Raw genomic sequence first — 21,115 nt, 5'->3', positions numbered from 1 at the left:
GATCTTTACCTGAATTTAAAAATCCAAATGATGTGATATCATTAGAAACACCCTTATCATGTTGGAAAATATACTTATTCCATATTCCCTTTTCCCTTTTCTGCTTTAGCTGGCATTAATTCCCCTAATAGTATCTTACTAGTATACATATAGTAATTGTCAGATAAATTTGGTATGGTATAATAAAGATACTTTAATTGTTCATATATAATACCTTTATCATCAGATTCTAATAGTAACTGTAAAAAAGGGCTAAGATGTTGACTATCTCTAGCTGTTGTACCTATTTTAATTCCATCACGAAGCAAATCAAAGTTAAGCGCTGCATAGATAACACCATTATTATTTGTGATCATTCTCCGTGGACCATACTTAAATGCCTCAGCGTATTTTTTTGCCTGCTCAAAAGGATCACCTTGAATAGCTAAACCTTTACCAGCTTTAAGTTCTACTATTATAGGAATAACATTATCTAGTCGCTTTTGTGATCGAACTAATATAACAATATCACTATAGCCTTCGCCTAAAGATAATTCAGGATAAAGCTTAAGATTATATCGATACTTAAATAACATTACAAAGAAACCAGACAATAACCCGTGATAATCGGACTCGTGGTCAAAATTTCCACTTTTCTTAATTATGTAATTTTGAACTATTAAATTAAAGTAATCAAATATAGCTCTAAAACTGTCCGAAACTTCTTTTATATCAGGAAGAGAATATTTGGAAATGAGCTCTTCTAAATTTTTTTCTCTTATTCTTTCTTTTAAAATAAGTAATTCACCTTTATGAGAAGCAGATTTGTCGGGGAATAAGTCATCATCACATTTATCATATACTACTATACCAACTTTATCCTCGCGCTTTATTTGAATAGAGTGCCATGTTTCCTCAGTATCATGGCTATTTAACTTAGATTTAATATACTCTACTTCCTTTCGATCAAATACTATAGGGTCCTTTTCATAAATTACAATAAACAGTAACTTATCTTTCTTATTTTGCTTCTTTGTTAAAATGGCAAATTTTACTCCATTAACATAAGATTTTTTATTTTTTACGTACTTTTCAACACGAAAAAATACTTGCTTAACTCCTAAACTTTCCCCCAATTCAGTATCTGGCAAAGCTAAAAACCCACCTAATACAAATAAAGGAAAAAAACCTTCTTTATTTACAGAACGCTTATTATCAGGGAGCTGCTCAATAAATGATTGTAATCTATCCCTGAAAGTTAGGGTATCACCTTCTATCAACATTCTAACTAATTCATAGTTATCCATATTTATTACCTACTAATACCTTCTTTTAACTATTTAACAATAAAGTGCTCGCTAATGTATATGTTCTTTGCTACTTTCTCCTGCAGATATGCTATCTACTTCTATACTCGTGTTTTGAACTTGTATATTTTGAGTATTGCAATCAAGTGCTTCAATTAACTTTGGTAAAGTCTTTTCAATTTCGTCATGCACTACCCAATCGCGATTAATTTTATCTAAACTAGCATCGTCGGTAGATACGTAGCTGTTAAGTGCGCTATCTAGATTATCAATAAAGCTATTAATATCTTTTAACACCGCTTCGTTGTTGTTAGTATAGTGAAGTAAAAATTCTTTTAATAACTCTCGATTACCATTAAGGTAAAGTAAATTGCAAATAACCTCGCCTTTTCCAGATGAGAATACATATCGGCATTGATCACTGCTATAAGCTTGCCACAGTTCTTTGAAAACTTTATTACAGTTATTTTCTGCAAACCCTTTTAGCAAGTAACTAGAATTGCCACAATCGAATGAGGGTAATTCTCTCCAGAACCTTTCTTTTCCTAATTCAGTAATATTATCTAAAAGGTTTGCACGAGATTTACTGGACTCCCAATTAGTAATTGACAATAGAGTACTATAATTCTCCACAGAGTAAAATTGAGACCTGACCTTACCCAGAAAAAGTAGAGAGGAAGTTAAGCCATTTTTGAAGTAAAATAAAACATGATTATGAGGGCTTATTATGGTAAAGAACAGAAAAAATTACACAGTGGAATTTAAATTAGAGGCAATAAAGTTGGTAAAGGAAACGGGGCAGTCAGCAAGCAAAATAGCTAAAGATTTAGGAATAGATAACAGTACACTAAGTGACTGGATAAAAAAATATAACGAAAAAGGATCAATAGAAGAAGCATTTCCTGGTAAGGGAAAGTTGGCACCATGTGATAAAGAAAAGTTTGAATTAAAGAAAGAACTAACAAGAGTTACTAGAGAAAGAGACATTTAAAAAAAAGCCCTGGGATATTTTGCAAGTCACAAAGAGTAAAATATTTATTTATCAAAAAGCATGGAAACTACTATAAAGTACAGGAGTTATGCAGGATTTTGAAAGTATCTGCTAGCGGCTACTACAAATGGACTAGTAAGAAGAAAAGCAGCAAAGAATTAACAAGGGAGCAGCTTCTAGCAGACATTCAAAAAATATACCAAGCATCTAATTGTAGATATGGGGCACCTAAGATTCATGCTGAACTAAAGGCTTTAGGTAAAAATTGCAACATCAAAACAGTGCAGGATATCATGCAAAAAAATGGTATTCAAGCTAGACTGAGGCGAAGATTCAAAAGCAAAAAACAGCAGACTGACAATAGGGTTATAACTCCCAATATATTGGACCAAAACTTTACTACTAGTCAGCCAAATAAAGTATGGGTAACTGATATTACATACATAAAAACTAAGGATGGATGGCTATATTTGGCAGCAATAATTGATCTATATTCACGTATGGTAGTTGGCTGGTCAATGAGTAGTACAATAACTAAGCGATTAGTTATAGATGCTTTATTGATGGCTGTTGATAAGCGCAAACCAGCCAAAGATCTGCTATTTCATAGTGATCAAGGTTCACAATATACCTCTAAAAATTATCAGTTTTTGCTGAACACAAAAAACATCATTTCCAGCATGAGTCACACAGGCTGTTGTTATGACAACTCTGTTGTTGAAAGCTTTTTCAGCTCACTCAAACGGGAGCTTCTTATTGATACTTCGCAACACTCTGCTCAGCAAACTAGAACTGCTATATTTGAGTACATAGAAATTTTTTATAACAAACAGCGTAGACATTCTACTATTAATTATTGCATTCCTGAGAAATTTGATTCATCATTTTCATAATAAAAATGGCTTAACTTCCTCTCTACTTTTTCTGGGTAAGGTCACCTGTGTGCTCAAGGGTTTTCTTCATTCCAGCGCGTAACGCTGGAATGGCACGGGCTTTTAAATTGCTTTAGCTACAAACATTAAGAAATTTACCAAGTAAAAAAAAGGCAAAAGGAACCCTGTGATTATTTTCCGCTTTAAAGTACTGGCGTTTTTTATGTTTTAAACGCCTGACAAGCGAGATTCAGCTACTTTTAATCGCAACTAACCTACGCTGCAAGTGTTTAAGAAGTTTACCAAGCAGAAAAAAGACAAAGAAAACCCGAGTTAGCTAGTCCTTTACTATCTCTGTTGAGTATTGACGTTTTTTGATGTCTTGTAACGCTTTGTAAGCGCGTTCAGCTTATTTAGGTATAAACCTAGATGTAGATGAAGTTTTGTAAAGACATACAGTACCTATGTACTGCAAAAAATTAAACATAAGACGCCGATACATTAAGTAATCCTTACCTTTTAATCTGCAGATTGGCGAAAGCAAATACAATAGCTTCGCTTCCATGATAAAAGGACTGGCGGAGTTTGTCAAGGAGTTTTTAGCCCCGTTTTGGCTTAGATGCCACTTGGATGATATCCTCCTGATAGACAATGTTCATACAGTTCGGATGACAAAAAGGAGCACTGGGATCCAAAAAAATGCGTGTCGAGTGTTATTAGATCTGTTTTAGCTGATTATGCTATAATATATATATTATTAATAACTTTATGCTACAATAACTATTTTGACATAGGTAGCATAAAGTAGAAGAAAATAGTTAGTTTTACGTTAGCCATAAATAAAGTAATGCTGAACTTTATTTCAAAAAGTAAATAATTTACTAACACTCGTGCACAAATTTAAAATAAATTATACACGAGTGTAGTACTATAAATTGAGGATGCTATATTGAAGCTTACCTCACTATTAAAGCTATCGGTCAGATTAGGTTAAAAACCTAATCTGACCGATTTCTCTATAACCCTCTAACCTTGTATAATTATATGATAATTAGTTTAATTAGTGGTTAAAATCAATTACATGCAAATTGATTTTACCTATTCGTTGAGGTAGCATAAACCATATTGGTTTAAATTATCGTGCAACTTTATAAATCCTCACTGTTACTTCTGTTGACTATATTAATAGTTATAGTCCTAAAATCACCTGAAACCACAGTAAACTGGTCTAATCCAGTTCTAAGCCTTGATCTGTCCTTTCGCATTATACTAATAACTTTTTTATCGGTTGCATTTTTGGTTGTTCTACCAGCAAAAAACTTGAGCTTTTCAGAGATGCTATCTTTTTCTGCTTACACTATCAGTTCATTGTGTGCAATATTATCTGAACAGATAATATTGGTTATAATATTCTGTGAATTAATGGCTATCAGTGCATTTTTTATTATCGCATCTGGCTGCAAAGATAACGGCCCTGCGGTAAGGTATGCTTGTGTACACTTTTTTGTTGGGGTGATATTAACAGCAGGATCAGCGATTCAAAACTCTACTCTAATGATCATAGGTTTATTGATAAATTGTGCTTGTTTCCCTTTTTCGTTTTGGGTTGTTGATGCATATCCTGCTGCATCGCTACATGGTACGTCATACCTTTCTCTATTCACCACTAAAGTTTCTTTCCTAGTGATGCTTTTACATACTTATAACCTATGGCAAAATTGTGCTGAAATACTGGCACTTTTAGGTACCATCACTGCAATTTACAGTATTATATTTGCTTCTCTTGAACAAAACATCCGCAGATTTTTATGTTACAATATTGTAGGACAAATGGGCCTACTTATTATTGCAGGAAGTTTGCTTAGTCCCTCAGAAAAGGCAATGCCGATTTTGATACTACACATAATTTTCTCTCTTGTTTATCAGTCATTATTATTTGTAGTTGCTAATTCAGTTATTTTACGCGCAAAAACGATTAGTTTTAATGGGATGAGTAAATTCATGTCAGTGGAAGGTATGTGTGCTGTAATCGCAATATTCACAATGGCTGCATTTCCTGGAACTGCTGGATTTATCAGTAAATCATATATTGCAGCCGAAATTGTAATGAATGGTACTAGTTTAGAGGTGTACAAAAACTTGTACAAGATTCTGAATTTATTACTCTATTTAAGTGTAGGGCTCAAGTTTCTTTATTACGTATTTATTGCCAAAAGCAAGTCAAAACCTTTAGCAGAGAAACGGGGCAGGGTGATTATGGTTATTTTGGCATTTATATGTGTGATTGCTGGCAACCCTTACTTACCTATTTATAATGAACCTTCGATTTTCAATCTTGTGTACAACACAAAAAATATTTGGTCGCAATTTAATTTATTACTATTTACCACTTTATTGTTTATTCCTTTACGCAAGTTGTTTTTGCCAAGAATAAATTTTAAAATGGATGTTGATTGGATTTTCAGAGCTTTCATACCTCATATTGGTTCATTGTTCAATAAGTTAATTTCCAAAATGAGGGAAATGTCTGCCAGCATACTGCAAAACTTGACTAATTTACTTACTAGTTTATACTTTAATAACGTTACTAAACTTAAAGAAGTGCTCAACTATAACTCAGTGAGTTTTGTTTCAGCTTCTTCTCTTTTTTTGATGAGTATTCTACTAGTGCTGTTATGTTTAAATCATTAACCGAAAGTTTAAATTCTGTATTTAGCAAACTTAGAGGAAAGTCAATTATTTCTGAAGATGACTTTAACCTTGCTATGCGTGAGATACGCATAGCCCTAATTGAAGCTGACGTTTCACTTGAAGTTGCAAAAAAATTTATCAACGACATTAAAGATAAAGTAATAGGAGAAAAAGTCATAAAAAATGTTTCTCCAGCACAAATGATAATCAAAATTGTACAGGACAATTTAGTTGCGATTCTTGGATCAGAGAAAAGTGATCTGAATCTAGCAGTTAAATCTCCTGCTGTAATTATGATGGTGGGTTTACAAGGTGCAGGTAAAACAACCACTTCAGGAAAGCTTGCTTTAAAGCTAAAAAAACAAAAGAAAAAAGCGATGCTTGCCTCTTTGGACATTTACAGGCCTGCTGCTCAGAAACAGCTTGAGGTGCTCGGTAAACAAATAGATGTACAAACTTTACCTACAGTAATAGATGAAAAACCTATTGCAATTACAAAAAGGGCACTGGCGGCAGCAAAAAACGATAATTATGATGTATTGATACTAGACACCGCAGGCAGGCTTCATATTGACAATAATATGATGAATGAACTGAAAGATGTGAAGGAAATAGCTTCACCTGCAGAAGTTATTTTAGTAGCCGATGCGATGATAGGTCAAGATGCAGTGAATATCGCCAAATCATTCAATGAGGCAATAGGTGTGACTGGTATTATTCTCACTCGTGTTGATGGTGATGCGCGTGGTGGTGCTGCCCTCTCTATGAAAATGGTAACTAATTGCCCAATTAAATTTATTGCTTGTGGTGAAAAGTTAAGTGACCTTGATGACTTTTATCCTGATAGGATTGCAAAGAGGATACTTGACATGGGTGATGTTGTCTCATTGGTTGAAAGGGCTGCTGAAATTGTTGGTCAGGAAGAGATTGATAAACTGCAAAAAAAAGTAAAAAAAGGTAAATTTGACCTAAACGACTTGGTGGGAATGTTAAAAACCCTTAATAAAATGGATGGTATCAGCAATATAATGAAATTCATTCCAAGTTCGTTTACAAAAAAACTAAGTAGTGGAGTACCAGATGATAGCAAAGTGAAAAAATATATAGCTATCATAAATTCGATGACCGAAAAAGAAAGGCAAAATCCGGATATTTTAAATGGAAAAAGGAGGCTTAGAATTGCAAAAGGCTCTGGAACGAGTGTGCAGGATATTAATCTTCTAATTAAGCAATATGATCAAATGAGCTCTATGGTAAATAAGTTCAGTAAAGTTGACCACAGTAAACTCAAAGAATCTGATTTGATGGATATGTTGAGTAAAAAGTAAAGCAGCTTTTTCTAGGAAATCGTATTAATTTGTTCCTTGTAGGCTGTGTCTGTCGGTTAGTTCTTGTCTTTCACATTTTATCTTTTGACTTCTTCTTCTTTACTCGCTGGTTCAGAACTTGGACCATCTACTTTAGAATCTGGCTTCATTTCTTTAACTTTCTCATCAATCTTTAGCTCTACCTTTTTTATGTCATTTTCACCAATGGCCATAATTTTAGGTAGCAATTCATCCATGAGCTCCTTAAGTGCTTTCATGTCTCCTTCATGAGTACTGTTACCTTTGCCTACAAGTCTTTCCAGATCCTTTTCTGAAAAATCTTTAATATCTTTATTCTTTACTAACTCCTCTATAGCTGACCGTTGATCTTTATCTTGGAGCATTTCCACTATTTTTATTTTATTACCAAGCGTTGTTTTTTCTTCTTCATTAGCATTTTTATAATGCTGTTCCATCAAATTGTTCTTCAATTTTTTAAAATTATTCTCTCTTTCTTGAACCGTAGGAATTCCATCTATTAAATCTTTTAAAATACTTTTAATTGCTTGTCCTAGTTTAATCACTCCCTCTTTTATTTCACCTCTATGTTCATATATAGCATAAGCAATAGCAGCTACAGCCACTAGTGCTACAAATCCTGCTAATGCTGCTCCACCAACTATTAATGCACCAGCCACTCCTCCTATTGTTAATGAACCTATTAGTGCACCTGTGAGAGTTGTAAATGCTGCTCCACCTATAACTCCTTGAGTTAACAACCGGCTACCCAAAGCTTCAAGCTTTTCCTCCATACCCTTTACTTTGTTTGCTTGTTCAAGAAGCATTTTTAAGTTATTTTTGTCCTGTTCTAAGTGTTCCAATGCAATATTTATTGCACCGCTTAAAAGATCTTTATTGTCCTTATTGCCCTTTAGCAACTCAGACACACGCTCGATAGCTGATTCATTAAAAACTTCACCTTCCTTTTTAAAATTGTGTCCTGCTAATAGTCCCTCCAATTTGTCTACCAAATCTTTTCTTTCGCCAATATATTTTACTACAGCCTCAATCAACTGGTCCGAATCAACTGCATTTGTTGCACCACCTTCTACCATATACAATTCCATTAATTATAAATATGCCTAATTATACATATTAATTATTAATTATATCATAACTAATATGAAACAATTAATACAATATACCCCTTTCCAAACATAGAATTTGTATTACAATACCTAGATTATATGAAATCAAGGTACTTTATGGGTGAAAAAAAATTAAAAGCTGCTGTGGTTTTATCAGGATGTGGTCACCTTGACGGCGCAGAGGTAAGAGAAGCAGTTTTAAGTCTGCTTGTGCTTGATCAGCAGGAAGTGGAGGTCAAATGTTTTGCACCTGATATCAATATTACACAAGTTATAAATCATAAAACAAAAGAGGCAGTAAAGGAAAAAAGGAATGTACTTGCAGAAGCTGCAAGAATTGCAAGAGGTGAAATATATGACTTAAAAGAAGCCAAAGCTGAAGATTTTGATATGCTAGTTGTACCTGGTGGGTATGGAGTTGCGAGAAATTTATCTAACTTGGCTGAAAACAAAGACGTGGTAATAGTAATACCAGAATTTGAAAGATTAGTTTCAGAATTTTTTGTTACAAAAAAGCTAATAGGAGCAATATGTATATCTCCAGCAGTAATTGTTTTTATTTTAAATAGTAAAATCGATAAAGAAGAAAGTAAGATCAAGGTAACTATAGGAGATGACAGAGAAAAGTTGATAGAAAAGCTTGGTGGTGAGCACATAAAGTGTGATACGGGGTTGTCAATAGAAGACGAAGAGCATAATGTATTTTCCTGTTCTGCTTATATGCGTAGCGACGAAAGTACGCACTCTGTATATCAGGGGATAAAACATATGATTGACAGCATGGTGAAAAAGATTAACAAAAAAAACTAAACAGCCATCTTCTATAAGGCGTAGTAATTTAGACTTCTTACATAATTAACTGTTGAATTTTGTGTTTCTAGCTATATTATATTTATATATACTTAAAAAGTATATATAAATCTTAAAATAATAAATATTAGGAGTGTTTTATATGTTAGATGATCTGTGGAATTTTTTTACGGAAATTCCAAATGAAGGTTATACAGTTGAAAGTTCATACTGCAAAGGTGATGAGTGTATTAGTTGTAAAGGAAATATCGACCCAAACAATATCTGGGAATTCAATCTGGTTTCTCTAGATGGAAAGGTAACAAGAAAAGTTGAGACTAGTATAATCGATTTTCTCGAGCCAAGGATTCGTTTGAGAATAGATAGCAGTGGCGAGAAAATCGATTTAGATATCGCTCCTAAAAATTGTAGAATAACAAAAGATGGGTTCCTTTGTATTGATGAAAAGAATCAAGACCACGAGTTTAAAATTATAATAAAGAAATCATAATCTTTACATCTCGGGTGTAACATTTAATATAGGTGCTATTCTGTTTATAATGTTCTTGACTACAGGTGCAGCAATTATTCCCCCGGTAGAGAATTGCATGCCCTGAGGTTCATCAATGACAACTAGCACTATGTACCTTGGATCAAGCATGGTTAGCACTCCTATAAACGATGCTATGTTTGCATTTTTGCTATATTTACCATTTACAACTTTTTCCGCCGATCCAGTTTTACCTCCTATCGAATATGCTTTTATGCTTGCTCTTCTACCTGTTCCATCTGTTACTGCTGCACGTAATAATTTTCTTACTTCTCTGGAAGTTCTTCTTGCAATAATCTGCTCTCCTATACTTCCTTTGTTCAACATCAAAGTTGCATTGTAAAATATTCCATTGTTGATTAATGCGGCTGCAGTTTGTGCAAGATGTATAGGAGTTACAGCTATTCCATACCCGTAAGATGCCGTTATTAAAGTGCTTTCACTCCATTTATCCGGGATTATCGGTATAGATTTTTCTGGTATTTCTATTTCCAAAGGAGAAAATAGCTTCATAGTTTTAAAGTATTCTACCTGTTTCTCGATACCTAGTTTGGCTGCAATTTTTGCTGTACCAATGTTGGATGATTTCACAAATATATCTCGCACAGTAATTTTTGGAATTTTGAATTTATGAAGATCATAAATTTTATATTTCCCAATAGTGATTGGCTTTGATACGTCATATAAATCACCAGCTTTTACGACGTTTGCATCAAACGCTGCAGCGATTGTAAAAAATTTTAGCACCGATCCCATCTCATACACTCCAAGACTGACGCGATTAAACTTCTGTACATTTTTTGCTTTATTCTGTAGATTGGGATTAAAATCAGGCAGGCTGACCATCGAAATGATTTCACTATTTTTCACATTTAAAACAATTCCCACCCCACCAAGTGCCTGATATCTATTTACAGCTTTAGTTAGTTCTTCATGTACTACGCTTTGCACTCGTAGGTCCAGTGATAGTTGAACATGTTCACCAGCAGTGCTGTGACACTGGAATCCAGTTTTATGCACAATTTCATCACGAACGTTGTTTTGGACATATGTTTCTAAAATCCGTTGTTCATCACATAATTTGTCAGTATTTTTATCCAGTGTTACGCACTGGATCTGTTGTGCAGGGGATTGCTGTGCAGAGGATTGCTGCGCAGGAATTGCATTCAAGTTGCAATGTTTGTACAATTGTGTATCAGCTACTTGAGTAACAGGAAGTTGTCTATTTTTACTTATATACGCCTCAACTCCAGCAATACCGTTGCCATCTATGTCAGTGTAACCAAGTACATGTGCAAACAAATTACTGTGCGGATATATACGCTTTACGTCATCATAAAAATTTACCCCTGGCACGCCAGTGCTTTTTATCGCTAGCAATTCTTTTGGAGTCAAATGCCGTTTTATCCAAGCAAATTTCTTTTTCGAAGTGAGTATTTTATATAAATTTTCGTACTCAAGGTCATTCAAAGTAGAACATAGTTGTGCTGCTATACTCTCCGGATTCTTTATTCTGGTTGAATCTATATATAGTGATGTTGTGGGCACATTTGTTGCTATTACCACTCCATTCCTATCCAAAATATCAGGTTGTTTATGTGCTATATTGTTTTTGTTAAGGTTTTCTGAGGTAGCAAGCTGATCAAATGTTAAAGAGAATATACGAAAAATAATTATTATATAAAATATAAACAATGGTACTATAAAACACAGTGAGCGAAGCTTATTTTTAAGCAATGTTTGCATATTTACTTGATTTGAAAAAAATGGAAATCATCTTAGCTGAACCACGCGGTTTTTGTGCGGGGGTCAAAAGAGCTGTAGACATATTAGCTATCACTTTAGAAAAATACCGGGACAAGTGCCCAGTATACGTACTGCATGAAATTGTTCACAATAAGTATATAGTGGAAGATTTTAAGAGACAAGGTGTGATTTTTGTAAGTAGTATCAAAGAAATTGAAGATAATGGAGGAATACTGATCTTCAGCGCGCACGGAGTGTCAAAAAATATAGAAGATGAAGCAAAAAGAAAGGGTATTCAAGTGATTGATGCAACATGTCCTCTAGTCAGTAAAGTGCATAAAGAAGCAAAAAGGTATGAGGATAGTGGTAAAGAATTAATTCTCATTGGCCATGAAAACCATCCAGAAGTTAAGGGAATTAGAGGAAGAGTAAACAATCCTATAGCTTTAGTGCAAACCCTGCAGGATGTACGCAATTTAAAAGTCAAAGATCCAGACAATTTATCTTATGTTACACAAACCACATTAAGCATCGACGACACCCGCGAAATTATTGCTGCTCTGAAGCTCAGATTTCCAAGCATTACAGGTCCTAACTTAAAAGATATATGCTATGCAACACAAAACAGGCAGAATGCTGTCAAGAAATTAGCTGAAATTGTAGACATAGTGTTAATTGTAGGAAGTAAAAATAGTTCGAATTCAAACCGCTTATTAGACCTGTGCACTACCAGAGAAAAAAGAGCCTACTTGATTGATAATTACAGATGTGTGGATAAAAGCTGGCTGCAGGGCGTAGAAAAGATAGGAATCACTGCAGGTGCCTCTGCTCCTGATATATTAGTTGATGAATTAATAGACTACCTGAAAGCAAATGCGAATACAAAAGTTTCAGTTATGCCAGGTGGCGTTACTGAAAATGTTCAGTTTAAAATACCGAATCTGGATTAGACTAAGCTTCTCTTGAAATTAATGGAAAGTAGACCTCTTGCATAACCTAAAAAAAGGCAAAAGAAGCCCCGTGGTGGTTGGCTATTTACCATGTACTAAAATATCGGCGTTCTTTTTATTCTAAAACGCTTGATTAAGAGCGATTTAGCCACTTTTAATTTGCAGCTAACCTACACCGCAAGTGTTTTAAAAAATTTACTATACAGGAAAAAAGGCAAAAGATACCCAGGGTAGCTAGTATTCAAATTCTCCCTTGTCAATTTGACGTTTTTTGATGTCTTAAACGTTTTATAAGCCCGTTTCAGCCTGTATGAGTAAAAACCCAGAAGTTTTATAAAGACATGCGGTGCACGTAGTGCGAAAAATTAAACATGAGACGCCAAATACCCTAAGTTTTTTGTCATTAACCTGCACAGATTGCGAAGATAAATAAATAGCTTCAGTACCATGATAAGAGGATTGGCGGAGTTTGTCAAGGAGTTTTTCCAACGTGCTGCCAAAAGTTTGTTATGCAAGAGGTCTGCTCTTGCCCTTAAAAGTTCTACAATTCGTTGTATCTTCAAATTCGCCGATTAAAGTTCTCATGTCTTTCGGTAAATCAGATTTAAATTCTACATATTTTTTACTTTTTGGATGATATAATCCTAGTTTATAGGCATGTAGTGCTTGTTTGTTGAAGGTACGAATAAAATCGGAATTTTTAACATGTTTTGAACTTTTGCTACTATTTTTTCCGTAAACTTGGTCACCAACTATGGAGTGTCCTATGTGGCTCATGTGTACCCGAATTTGGTGTGTTCTACCTGTTTCTAAAACGCATTTAACTAGACTTGCTTGTCCTATAACTTTTTGCACTGAATAATGAGTGATTGCTAATTTACCCGTTGTTTTCGTCACGCACATCATTTCTTTATTACCACGTTTTGGAGCAATATTAGTTTTTATCGTTCCCTGGTGGGAAGATAATATTCCCCAAACTACTGCTAAATATTCTCGCTTTATTTCACGATTTGATAGTAATTCAGACAAAAAACTATGGGACTCCTCATTTTTTGCGATTACCATTAGCCCACTAGTATCTTTGTCAAGTCTATGAACAATTCCTGGTCTTACATGGGTATATGGGATTTTACCAATATGCGCGATAACTGCATTCAAAAGTGTATCATTGTTTGTACCAGCACCTGGGTGCACTGTTAATCCACTTTGTTTATTGAGAACTATAATATCCTCATCTTCATAGATGATATCAAGTTTTATGTCGTAATTAGGCTCAATTGAGGTAGATATGTCATGTTGAACAAGGTGTACTATGTACTCTTCACCTGGTTTTACTATGTGATCATTATTAATTATAGGCACGCCAAGTAATTTTACCTGCTCATTTTGTATCAATCTTTGAGCTTTGCTGCGTGATATGTTGCATTTTTCAGCTATATAGGTATCTAGCCTCAATTTTTTTTCACTATCGTCAACGCTTAAGGTTATATCTATCCTACACACGCTACTTTAAATGCTGCATGAATATTTTGGTCTACAAAATCAACTTTTGTACCAGGTTGAACTTGAAGATCGCCTTGCTTATTAATGTAACAATAAGTTTATACTAGCGCTCTTAGGATCTTTCCGAGTACTTTCGTCCATAAATGTTCTTTATACCTTAACTAAATTAATCATATATTAATAACACTTTAAAACCAAGTTTTTTTACTTATGCCAAGGCCGGTTAGAACGCACTTTATTAATCTTTATGTTACTGTTTGTTAACCAAATTGAATGTGTGCCATATGTTTCTAGATCAATGTACTCGATGGTTTTAGTGCTACAAGCTGAATAATTAAATTTACTTAACTGAATTATCAAATCAACATTATTACAATTTTCTGAGATATCCTCCTTCTTATAAGCAAGCAGCACTAATTTGTTATTTTCTTTATTATATATGCAGCCATACTTTAGTTTTTTACCTGAGTTGTTGTACTTTTTATGATTCAAAATTTGATTCTGTCCGTTTTGCTTTGCCCATGTTTTTATAACAAAATTTCTGCTTTTTTTGGTGAGAGAATATAGTAAGTTATCACTCTCTTTCACAGCAATATTGTCGCTACTCACTAAGATATCAGGAGTTCTATGTATAGCACTAAAACAAATACCCAGCACAATAAAGAAAATTCCAAAAAAACGCCAATTTCTTTCCCACAAGCACAGCCACAATAACCCAAGTGTTATTATAACAATTGATGAAGTAGGAAAAGTGCGAATGGGAATAACCAAGTACTGAAGACTAGCGATAGCGTTTGTTATATACAAAACGCTATCAATGGGGCGCTCTATAAGTGACGCTATAATCCATTCAATACCTAAAGGAATCAATAAAATATAAATTATTCCAAGTGGAATAATAATTAATGTTACAATCGGTATGGCAACTAAATTTGTGATGATGCCACTGATTGAAAAATAGTTAAAGTTGTATATTGTGTACGGAACAGTCGCTAAACTTGCTATTACTGAGCTGATCATTATCGATACAAAATATTTTATTACTTTTATTTTGAACAATTTATTAGCATTAATCTGATAACTGGCAACCAGTGCCAAGACAGCAGAAAATGACATCTGAAAGCCAGGCTTTAAAATTGCTTCAGGTTCTATGATAAGTATCACTGAAGCGGCAAACGCAATTGCTATTAACCCTCGATATTTTCTCTCTATCATTATTGCAACAAGTACCAAAATCACCATAATGTATGCGCGCTGAGCAGAAATTTGCATACCGGTAATCAGCAAATAAAATGTGGTTGGCAAAATGGTAAGAAATGCAGATATTTTCTTGGTATTATACTTAAGCGTCAAAGTTTCAGACATTGCAAATAAATTGCGAAATACTATAAAAAATAGACCAGCAACGAATGATAAATGCAAACCAGATATAGCGAACAAATGTGCTATACCTGAGTCTCTTATTGCATCCATAGTTTTTTGGTCTATTCCGTCTTTTTTACCAATTAGTAATGCAGAGATTATATCCGCATGTGGTTTTTTGATATTTTGCTGTAGATTTTCATAAATATATTGACGAAAAGATTCTATATATTCTTGAAATTTCCTTGCTTCAGCCTTTTTGTGCAAAGCTATTTTGCTTGTTGCAAAACCTGTTGCACTGATTTTTTGGTAATATGCTATTCTTGCGAAGTCATATGCATACTCCGAAGGTGCAATTTTTGGGGGAAAAAGCTTTGCTGATAATTTTACTTGATCGCCTATTTTGATACCTTCTTCCACTTTAGTTCTAACTGATATTCTTATACTATCTAGCTTAAACTTCGTGTTTTTTATTTCATATAGCAGAAATTGTTTATATGAGCCTCTGTCATTAATGTCCTTTACTGTGGCAATTATATCTTTTACATATCTCTCTTTATCAAGAATTTGGGTATCGACTAAAGCTGTTCTCAGCTTACTGGCTGTGAATCCTATGAGCACTGCAATCAAAGCGATACATAACATCGCGTACCTTTTATACAATATTGCAATCAGAATTAGTATAGGTGAAAGTAAAAGGAAAATAGATATAGTAAAAGTATAGCTTGGTTCGAAACTGAAAGAGAAATAGGTTAAAATTCCTACACACTGGCACACGGGGAACCACAGTATCAAGTTATATTTTTCCTTGTGCAGGTTGGTACGTATATAACTAACTATTATGTCAAAGAAAGTTAACAAATATACCGATATGTGACTGTGACGCAATTTTATTCTTTTATTTTCTATTATTGTATATATAATAACTAAATAAACAACGACGCGGGGTGGAGCAGCTCGGTAGCTCGTCAGGCTCATAACCTGAAGGTCGTAGGTTCAAATCCTACCCCCGCAACCACTTTCACAACTGTACGAACATTGTGGTTTGAGCCTATCAGAACGATATCATCAAAATGGCATCCAAGCCATAAAAACGGATAATGCAAAAACTTACTTGACAAACTCCGCCAGCGCTCTTATCATAGTAGTGAAGCTATTTTATTTATCTTCGCAATCTCTGCAGTGGATTAAAATGACAAGAAAACTTGTATTTGGCGTACTATTGTTTAATTTTTCGCACTATGTGCACCGTATGTCTTTATAAAATTTCTAGGTTTTTACCTACATAAGCTGAAACGCGCTTATAAAGCGTTCAAGACATCACCCAACGTCAAATTTTAAAATAGAGAGTGTAATAACTAGCTACCACGGGTTTTCTTTGCCTTTTTTTTCTGCTTGGTAAGTTTCTTAAATATTTTAGCTAAGGTTAGTTGCACTTAAAAGCAGCTAAATTGCAGCGTTTAAGGCTTAAAAAACGCCAATACTGAAATAGAAAGTGGCTAGGGTTTCTTTTGCCTTTTTTTCGTTTGGTAAATTTCTTAAATATTTATAGCTAAACGACAACCGCCGCTTGTTAGCGGGATCTAGAGATACCGCGGCGGTATGACGTAGGGGTCGCCAGCGTCACGCGCTGGAATGACAACGAAGGGCATTGCCCAGACACTGCCGTCATAAAGGAACCAGTACTTGGATGACACCATTTGTTGTGCAAATTACCTTCAAAAATATACGCTTCAACCACATTCACTTAAATTATGGACAATATAAACTTTCTTAAATTCATCGAGCTATGCTTCCAAACGGTAGTGCCGGGGTGTGAGTATAATAATTATCGGTACATAAAAGTCATAGCAGATAGGCTAGAAGCAGCGAGTACTGGTGAAGTGAGGCGAATAATATTCAATATGCCACCGCGTTCGATGAAATCCATATGTGTGAGTGTTGCATGGCCTGCGTGGATACTGGGACATCAGCCAACTGCAAGAATAATAGTTGTAAGTTACTCTCGGTTGCTTAGTGAAAAGCACTCGCTCGATACGAGGTGTATAATGCAGTCTAGTTGGTATAGAGAGCTATTTCCAGAGATCCAAAGACCAGAACACTAAATATAAATTTCAAACAGTGCAGAGAGGATACAGAATTGCAACATCAGTTGGAGGGACATTAACTGGTGAAGGCGGAGATTTTATCATCGTGGATGATCCGCTCAGTTCTGCTCAAGCTTTAAGCGAAACGTTTAGAAAGCGTGCTACAAACTGGTTCGATCAGACTTTAGTAACCAGGCTCAACAATAGAAAAAAAGGAGTCATCATTCTTGTGATGCACAGGCTACACCAGGAAGACCTAACGTGGCATCTTCTTTCCAAACCAAAAAACATATGGAACCATACTTGTTTACCGATGATATCTGAAAATAAGGAGATTATCTATTCAATCAAAAAACCAGCGCCTCCTTTTCCCGTTCCTGTCATTCAAGTAACTATAAATGAGCGCATCGAGTGGCTGTATAATAAACCAGCATCACGCATTGCACCTGCAAGGATATTATACTCAAGAGAAGAAGGTCAGTTGTTATATCCCCTAGATGGAGGGAAAGAAGAAGTTGAAATGATGAGGGTTGAACTTGGGAGTTATGCTTTTGCTGCGCAATATCAACAAAACCCTCTGCCGCTTTCAAATGGTATAATTAAACGAGAGTGGCTGAAGCGCTATAGAAATTTTCCTGATAATCTCTCATGTGTAACACAAAGTTGGGACACTGCGGTTTCAACAAGCGACATTAGTAACTTTAGCGTCTGCACTACCTGGGCAAAAATAGATAATAAATTCTATTTACTCGACGTATATCGTGCAAAACTTGAGTATCCAAAGCTTAAAGAGCAAGTTTTATCACTAGCTGCAAGATGGTCACCACACGCAATTTTGATCGAAGCAAAAACAAGTGGTCAGCAGTTGGTGCAGGAGCTAAAGGCAGCCAGTGATCTACCCGTTATTGAAATAATGCCACATGATGGTAAGCTCACTCGATTTCATCAAATTGTTCCAATTATAGAGTCTGGTAGGGTTGTTTTGCCGCATCAAGCAATATGGCTCAATGATTTTGAGTATGAAATTTTAATGTTCCCAGAAATTCGCCATGACGATCAAGTGGACAGCATGGTACAATATTTGCAGTGGATGAGAAACAGTACCTCCAGAGTTGCAGCTATACGAACATTGTGATCTTGGTCTACCGGATCCAAAACGACAAATTCGTCATTCCGCTACTCATTAGCGCCGCGGCGGTATGACCTTGGGTTAGCTATAGTGTAATAATTTATGGAACGAGACTAATCTATTTTAAATTTTTATAAATATATTTATTTTCTTGTAAACATTCCTGTAAGACTTAAAATTCCTTTAATGAAATTGAGCATTGGCAATAAAAAATGTAATCTGCTTAAAAATTTTTATTCAGTAATTTATTTATCAAAGGTATTATTTTACCGATAGTAAAGCAAATCAGAATGAAGTCTATTTTATTAACAAGACCTTTATTAGATTCATTAAATACAAGAAGCGCGCTGAGAAAATGTGGGTACAAAGTATATATAGAACCGATATTCACAATAAAGTATTTACAGCCTGATATATCTGTATATGAATTTGATGTGGTGATATCCACAAGTAAGAACAGTGTGAAGGCATTTAGTCAAGTATGTAGGGTAGATGACCTTCCAATCATTACAGTTGGTAATTCAACGATGCAAGCTGCAAAGGATTTAGGGTTCTCTGATATCATATCAGCAGACAGTAATGTTGATGGACTGATATCGTTTATAAAAAATCACTATTCAAGGGCAGTAAAGTTCTTATATATAAGAGGGCAAGAAGTATCATGTGATTTAAAGAAGAGATTATCTGAAGATAGTTTTAACGTAAGAGAAGTTATACTCTATAAGACAATTATTAAAAGGAGTCTAACTAATAGGTGCAAAAATTTGCTGTCAGGTGGTAAAATCAATAGTGTTGCTTTTTTTTCCTCACAGACAGCAAGGATATTCTGTTCTTTAGTTCTCAAAAGTGGTTTATCTCATGCAATGGGCAATGTAATTGCATATACTATGAGTAAAAATATTGCTGATAGTTTGAAGTCAATCAAATGGAAAAAAATTATAACATCGAGGTTACCTACTCAAGAGAGTTTAATTGATATAATTAATAAGGATTGTTGATGTTAAAAATTGCAACTTGGAATGTAAACTCTATACGCAAAAGGGTTGATCAGCTTTGTAGTTTCATAATTGATAGTCAAATAGATGTAATTTTATTGCAAGAGATAAAATGCACGGAAGAGCAATTTCCTTATGCAGAGGTGGAAAAACTGGGATACGAATACGCTGTCTATGGGCAAGTTGCAAGAAATGGTGTTTGTGTTTTATCTAAATATCCGATACTAGAGAAATTTAAAATTGACATTGTAGAGGGTTATCAAGAAGCGCGTTATATAGAGTGCGTGATAAAGCACAACAATCAGAAGATAAGGGTAGGGAGTGTATACGTTCCAAATGGTCAAAGCCCGGACTCTCACGCGTTTGAATATAAACTCAAGTTTTTTGATAACCTATATGAAAGAATGAGCAGCCTGCTAAAAAATGAGGAGTTAATTGTTATAGCTGGCGATTATAATGTTGCATCGGATGAAATTGACGTCTTTGATTCAATTTTGTTGAATGGCCAAGTGTGCTTTCATATAAAAGAGCGTGAGAAGTTAAAAGCAATCTTGAATCTTGGGTTCAAAGACGCATTTAGAATATCCCATCCGAATTTACAACAATTTTCTTGGTGGCATTACCAAGGTAATTCACTAAGAAATAACCAAGGAATGCGAATAGATTATATGCTATTATCACCACAGGCTGTCGATAGATTAGAAATGTGCTACATAGATGATAGGTTGCGCAAACTGGAAAATCCATCTGATCATACGCCAGTTGTGTGTGTTATAGAGTAGTGAACTCTTTACATTTTTAAGAGGTTTATTATGTCTAAAGTTCTGAATTACGCTTATCATTAACTTACGTATTCATACATATTTAAAAAGACCAGATGGCGCCTCTGGTTTAGACGATAAAGTAGCTATGTTTTATGGTTTTTTTTGCCTCTTTTCTGCTTAGTAAACTTCTTAAACTCACTACTCGTTCTTTAACCAACGAACTCCCATGAGGAGAGGAGAGTAAAGGTCTTCTTCCATAGATATCTTAACACTTTTTTCTTCTTCTATAGTTGGTGGATGGGTAAGAAAGCGGACCTTTGGTGCATCTCTAATGACTGCCATTGGCGTTTGTTCTGCTCCTTCTCCCATGACTAAAACAGCAGATGTTGCCAGCGCATCAAGAAGATTGACTTGTGTTACCTGAAGCGGCTCGCTATAAAGATCTGACTTACCTATATAAGAATAAAGCGGCTCAAACCCACACCAACCAAGAGCAATACCTGTAACCCCACGACGCATCGGTACTATATTACTATCTGTGATCAAAATACCAAGATGTTTTATGCAGTGTTTTGTCTTGAGGTAGTTCCATACTGATATAGCTGTTTTCTGAACATCTTTTGGATACAGAATATACATTTCATCACCATTTGATTCGTCAATACCGGCAGATGGAATTAAGATATCATCTTTTATTGTTAAATAGATATCGTAAGGATTATGGTCTACATTAACAATTGCATCAGCTTCTCTTTTAATTAGCTCTTCTTTAGAACAGGCAGCTTTGTAAACCACTTGTTTTTGACAAACGGAAATAATTTTTGATGTGATAGCAAGAACAACCTCCTCTTTCAGCAACTCCGAAACATAGCGATCAAGAACCTTCTCTAATGTTTCACCGCATTCAATACGGTGGGTGTAAATTGCTTCAATATGCATATCATT

16 protein-coding genes, 1 tRNA gene and 1 pseudogene are annotated in these 21,115 nt (G+C 34.8%); 11 read left to right on the top strand and 7 right to left on the bottom strand.

The genetic code is table 11. The features are described 5' to 3' along the window. Positions 1-74: 74 nt before the first annotated feature. Both ACICP6_RS06655 and ACICP6_RS06650 read right to left on the bottom strand, forming a co-directional pair. Positions 75-1,286 (bottom strand): hypothetical protein, encoded by a 1,212-nt coding sequence (locus ACICP6_RS06655; protein WP_395463086.1) that lies wholly within the window; start codon positions 1,284-1,286, stop codon positions 75-77. Positions 1,287-1,337: 51 nt separating this feature from the next. Beyond that, positions 1,338-1,919 carry a hypothetical protein gene (locus ACICP6_RS06650; RefSeq protein ID WP_395463085.1) on the bottom strand — a complete coding sequence of 194 codons (582 nt, stop codon included), beginning with the start codon at positions 1,917-1,919 and terminating at the stop codon, positions 1,338-1,340. 94 nt (positions 1,920-2,013) lie between these two features. Between ACICP6_RS06650 and ACICP6_RS06645 the strand changes: the two genes are divergently transcribed. The 4 genes from ACICP6_RS06645 (at position 2,014) to ffh (ending at position 7,168) form a co-directional block, all read left to right on the top strand. After that, positions 2,014-2,277, top strand: a complete 264-nt coding sequence (locus ACICP6_RS06645; protein ID WP_395462617.1) for a transposase — start codon at positions 2,014-2,016, stop codon at positions 2,275-2,277. 14 nt (positions 2,278-2,291) lie between these two features. Beyond that, positions 2,292-3,170 carry an IS3 family transposase gene (locus ACICP6_RS06640; RefSeq protein ID WP_395463625.1) on the top strand — a complete coding sequence of 293 codons (879 nt, stop codon included), beginning with the start codon at positions 2,292-2,294 and terminating at the stop codon, positions 3,168-3,170. A 1,119-nt stretch (positions 3,171-4,289) separates the two neighbouring features. Continuing rightward, positions 4,290-5,840, top strand: coding sequence for a proton-conducting transporter membrane subunit (locus ACICP6_RS06635; protein ID WP_395463084.1), 1,551 nt, complete (start codon positions 4,290-4,292; stop codon positions 5,838-5,840). Then, positions 5,825-7,168 (top strand): signal recognition particle protein, encoded by a 1,344-nt coding sequence (gene ffh / locus ACICP6_RS06630; protein ID WP_395463083.1) that lies wholly within the window; start codon positions 5,825-5,827, stop codon positions 7,166-7,168. Before ACICP6_RS06635 ends, ffh begins: the two co-directional genes overlap by 16 nt. A gap of 77 nt (positions 7,169-7,245) precedes the next feature. On the opposite strand, the gene ACICP6_RS06625 is transcribed toward ffh, so the two are convergent. After that, positions 7,246-8,274, bottom strand: a complete 1,029-nt coding sequence (locus ACICP6_RS06625) for a glycine zipper family protein (protein ID WP_395463082.1) — start codon at positions 8,272-8,274, stop codon at positions 7,246-7,248. A gap of 138 nt (positions 8,275-8,412) precedes the next feature. On the opposite strand from ACICP6_RS06625, the gene elbB reads away from it, so the two are divergent. Both elbB and ACICP6_RS06615 read left to right on the top strand, forming a co-directional pair. After that, positions 8,413-9,105: an isoprenoid biosynthesis glyoxalase ElbB gene (elbB, locus tag ACICP6_RS06620; RefSeq protein ID WP_395463081.1), complete on the top strand. Its 693-nt coding sequence runs from the start codon at positions 8,413-8,415 to the stop codon at positions 9,103-9,105. A gap of 142 nt (positions 9,106-9,247) precedes the next feature. Beyond that, entirely contained in the window at positions 9,248-9,595 is a 348-nt protein-coding gene (locus ACICP6_RS06615) for a hypothetical protein (RefSeq protein ID WP_395463080.1), read from the top strand. 3 nt (positions 9,596-9,598) lie between these two features. On the opposite strand, the gene ACICP6_RS06610 is transcribed toward ACICP6_RS06615, so the two are convergent. After that, positions 9,599-11,380: a peptidoglycan D,D-transpeptidase FtsI family protein gene (locus tag ACICP6_RS06610; RefSeq protein WP_395463079.1), complete on the bottom strand. Its 1,782-nt coding sequence runs from the start codon at positions 11,378-11,380 to the stop codon at positions 9,599-9,601. A 20-nt stretch (positions 11,381-11,400) separates the two neighbouring features. Between ACICP6_RS06610 and ispH the strand changes: the two genes are divergently transcribed. After that, entirely contained in the window at positions 11,401-12,330 is a 930-nt protein-coding gene (gene ispH, locus ACICP6_RS06605) for a 4-hydroxy-3-methylbut-2-enyl diphosphate reductase (RefSeq protein WP_395463689.1), read from the top strand. Between the two features lie 507 nt (positions 12,331-12,837). Here the strand turns inward: ispH and ACICP6_RS06600 are convergent. Together ACICP6_RS06600 and ACICP6_RS06595 are read right to left on the bottom strand one after the other, a co-directional pair. Further along, complete coding sequence (locus tag ACICP6_RS06600; protein ID WP_395463688.1) at positions 12,838-13,767, bottom strand: RluA family pseudouridine synthase; 930 nt, start codon at positions 13,765-13,767, stop codon at positions 12,838-12,840. 270 nt (positions 13,768-14,037) lie between these two features. After that, complete coding sequence (locus ACICP6_RS06595; RefSeq protein ID WP_395463687.1) at positions 14,038-16,038, bottom strand: ComEC/Rec2 family competence protein; 2,001 nt, start codon at positions 16,036-16,038, stop codon at positions 14,038-14,040. Positions 16,039-16,136: 98 nt separating this feature from the next. Between ACICP6_RS06595 and ACICP6_RS06590 the strand changes: the two genes are divergently transcribed. The 4 genes and pseudogenes from ACICP6_RS06590 to ACICP6_RS06575 all read left to right on the top strand — a co-directional run bounded on the left by ACICP6_RS06590 (position 16,137) and on the right by ACICP6_RS06575 (position 20,188). Next, positions 16,137-16,213: transfer RNA gene (locus ACICP6_RS06590), tRNA-Met, on the top strand. A gap of 736 nt (positions 16,214-16,949) precedes the next feature. Continuing rightward, positions 16,950-18,417: pseudogene (gene terL, locus ACICP6_RS06585) on the top strand (phage terminase large subunit). 284 nt (positions 18,418-18,701) lie between these two features. Beyond that, positions 18,702-19,409: a uroporphyrinogen-III synthase gene (locus ACICP6_RS06580; RefSeq protein WP_395463078.1), complete on the top strand. Its 708-nt coding sequence runs from the start codon at positions 18,702-18,704 to the stop codon at positions 19,407-19,409. Then, positions 19,409-20,188: an exodeoxyribonuclease III gene (locus tag ACICP6_RS06575; RefSeq protein WP_395463077.1), complete on the top strand. Its 780-nt coding sequence runs from the start codon at positions 19,409-19,411 to the stop codon at positions 20,186-20,188. The genes ACICP6_RS06580 and ACICP6_RS06575 overlap by 1 nt, the downstream gene beginning before the upstream one ends. Before the next feature lie 180 nt (positions 20,189-20,368). Here the strand turns inward: ACICP6_RS06575 and ACICP6_RS06570 are convergent, their stop codons facing one another. Further along, entirely contained in the window at positions 20,369-21,109 is a 741-nt protein-coding gene (locus tag ACICP6_RS06570) for a putative folate metabolism gamma-glutamate ligase (RefSeq protein WP_395463076.1), read from the bottom strand. Positions 21,110-21,115: the final 6 nt, after the last annotated feature.

This window comes from Wolbachia endosymbiont of Cantharis cryptica (genome assembly GCF_964277405.1).
GTDB lineage: Bacteria > Pseudomonadota > Alphaproteobacteria > Rickettsiales > Anaplasmataceae > Wolbachia.
Note: the sequence above shows the minus strand (reverse complement) of the source record. Positions and strands in the feature narration are given on the sequence as shown.